General features: G+C 69.5%; 1 protein-coding gene. It reads right to left on the reverse strand.

The window, feature by feature from the left end; all coding sequences use genetic code 11:
- A partial coding sequence (locus ACZ4RZ_RS50250; protein ID WP_467754370.1) for a condensation domain-containing protein occupies positions 1-2,181 on the reverse strand: 2,181 nt, incomplete at both ends.

Below are 2,181 nucleotides of genomic sequence, written 5' to 3' on the forward strand. Positions count from 1 at the left end.
CACCCCCCGGCCAATCAACCACCGAGCCACCCGATTCGACCGAGCCTCCAACTCCCCATACGACAAGGCGACATCACCCGCCACCACAGCCTCCGCCCCCGGCGTCCGGGCCACCTGCTCCCCGAACAACACCGGCAACGACACCCCACGCACCCCACGCGCAACCCCCTGCCACCCCTCCAGCAACAGCCCCCGCTCACCGGCGTCAAGAACCTCCACATCGCCGATGAGTCGGCTGGTGTCCTCGGCCAGGGCAGTCAGGACGCGTACGAAGCGGTCGGTGATGCGCTGTGCGGTGGCGCGGTCGAACAGCTCGGTACTGAAGTCCAGCGCCCCGATCAGCGCGGCGGGTTCGCCGTCCGCTTCGGGACGGTGTTCCGCGAGACGGAACGACAGGTCGAATTTGGCGGTGCCGACACCGACCGGCCGGCTCGTCACGGTCAGGCCGGGCAGTGAGGCGATGGCGGTTGCCGCACCCTGTTCCGTGTTGTTCAGGGTGAGCATGGTCTGGAAGAGCGGGTGCCGGGACAGCGAACGCTCCGGGTTGACCACCTCCACCAGCCGCTCGAACGGCAGGTCCTGATGCGCGTACGCCGCCAGGTCCTGCGCCCGCACACGCTCCAGCAGTTCCGCGAACGTCGGATCACCGGACGTGTCCGTCCGCAGCACCAACGTGTTCACGAAGAACCCGACCAGATCATCCAGCGCGTCATCCGTACGACCCGCGATCGGCGTCCCAATAGGAACGTCCGTCCCCGCACCGAGCCGCGTCAGCAACGCCGCCAGACCCGCCTGCAGGACCATGAACAGGCTGGAGCGGCTCTCGTGGGCCACCCGCGTGAGCCCTTCATACACACTCGCCGGCAGTTCGAACGTGACCCGGTCACCCTCGTACGAGGACACCGCCGGCCGCGGACGGTCGAACGGGAGCGACAGCTCCTCTGGAAGCCCGGTCAACGCGCCCTTCCAATAGGCGAGTTGGCGCGCGATCTCACTGCTCTCGTCTTCCTCGGAGCCGAGGAGTTCGCGCTGCCACAGGCTGTAGTCCGCGTACTGCACCGGCAACGGAGACCACGACGGCGCCTCACTCGCGACCCTGGCGGTGTACGCAGCCGCCAGGTCACGGGCCAGCGGGCCCATCGACCAGGCGTCTCCAGCGATGTGGTGGACGACTGCGAGCAGAACGTAGTCATCCGCGCCGATCTCGAACAGCCGGACGCGCAGAGGAAGTTCCGCCGTCAGGTCGAAGGAGGCCCGGGTGGCGAGGTGCAGCTCCTCGTCCAGGTGCTCCACGTCCGTGGCGACGACGGTCAGTCCCGCGTCGACGGTGTCGAGCACCACCTGATACGGGCCCTCGGCGTCCTCCGCGAAGACCGTGCGCAGGCTCTCGTGCCGCCCCACCACATCGGCGAGCGCGCATCGCAGGGCCGCCTGGTCGAGGCGGCCCGTCAGCCGGAGGGCGACGGGGATGTTGTACGTCCCGCTGGGGCCCTCGAAGCGGTGCAGGAACCAGAGGCGGCGCTGAGCGAGGGACAGCGGAAGGCGTTCGGGACGCGGAACGACGGCGCGCAGCGCGGTCCGTGCTGCCGCGGAGTCGTCGAGGACTGCGGCGAGTTCGGCGACGGTGGGCGCCTCGAAGAGACGGCGTACGGCGATCTCGACGTCGAGTACGGAGCGCACGCGGCTGACCAGCTTGGTGGCGAGCAGGGAGTGCCCGCCGAGTGCGAAGAAGTCGTCGTCGATCGTCACGGTGTCGACGCCCAGGACCTCGGCGAACAGACCGCAGAGGATCTCCTCGCGCGGCGAGCGCGGGGCCCGGCCTTCGCTCTCCGGACCGTAGTCGGGAGCGGGCAGGACACGGCGGTTCAGCTTGCCGTTCGCCGTCAGAGGGAACGCGTCCACGGTGACGAACGCGGACGGCACCATGTAGCCAGGGAGCTGCTCCGCCAGATGATCCCGCAGGTCCGTGGCGGCCGCGGCCGCCACATGCCCTTCCGCCGTCGTGGTCGGGATGGTGTAGGCGACCAGGCGCTTGTCGCCGGGGCGGTCCTCACGGACCAGCACCGCGGCCTGCGCGACGCCCTCATGGCCGGCCAGCACCGCCTCGATCTCACCGAGTTCGATACGAAAGCCGCGCAGCTTGACCTGGTCGTCGACGCGGGCGAGGTACTCCAGCTCACC

The organism is Streptomyces sp. NPDC027189, from assembly GCF_055566975.1.